The sequence below is a fragment of the Maribellus luteus genome, from assembly GCF_003576475.1.
In the GTDB taxonomy this organism is placed as follows: Bacteria; Bacteroidota; Bacteroidia; order Bacteroidales; family Prolixibacteraceae; genus Draconibacterium; species Draconibacterium luteum.
The window spans coordinates 1-645 of sequence record NZ_QWGR01000126.1 but is presented as its reverse complement, the minus strand read 5'-3'; the positions used below and the strand labels follow the sequence as shown (position 1 = coordinate 645).

At 57.2% G+C, this 645-nt stretch carries 2 protein-coding genes; both read left to right on the top strand.

The window, feature by feature from the left end; translation table 11 throughout:
• Positions 1-345 (top strand): succinate dehydrogenase, cytochrome b556 subunit (gene sdhC / locus D1614_RS28225; RefSeq protein WP_119440503.1); only part of this gene is annotated, 345 nt, incomplete at its 5' end.
• 10 nt (positions 346-355) lie between these two features.
• On the top strand, positions 356-645 hold a 290-nt coding region (sdhD, locus tag D1614_RS28220), incomplete at its 3' end, for a succinate dehydrogenase, hydrophobic membrane anchor protein (protein ID WP_119440502.1).

Sequence of the window (645 nt, the reverse complement as noted above, 5' to 3'; positions counted from 1 at the left end):
TACCGCTTGCCCTGGGCCGGTAAGGTGTCCATCCTGCACCGTGCCAGCGGTGCGCTGATGTTCCTTCTTCTTCCGTTCGTGCTGTACTTGTTTGAGCAAAGTCTCACGTCGGAAATCAGTTTCGCCAAGTTCACGGCGCTTCTGTCCAACGGCTTCGCCAAGGTCGTCGTCCTCGCGCTCATTTGGGCTTATCTGCACCATTTCTGCGCTGGCATCCGTTACCTGATCCTCGATCTGCATATCGGTATCGACAAGACCTCGGCTTCCAAGTCAGCTGTGAGCGTGCTCATCGTCAGCCTGCTGCTGACGGTGGTGTTTGGCGCCAAGCTGTTCGGCCTGTTCTGAGGGGTTCCTGATGGCAAATAACAATATCGGTCCCAAGCGCCTCGTCGTCGGCGCGCACTACGGTCTGAAGGACTTCCTGGCGCAGCGTGTCACCGCGGTGATCATGGCGGTCTACACCATCGTGTTGCTGGCTGCATTCCTGCTCTCGAAAGACACGTCGTACCAAGGCTGGGCTGGGCTGTTCTCCAACCAGTGGATGAAGATGCTGACGTTCTTGGCGTTCGTGTCGCTCACCTATCACGCCTGGATTGGTGTCCGTGATATCTGGATGGACTACGTGAAGCCCGTGGCAGTGCGTTT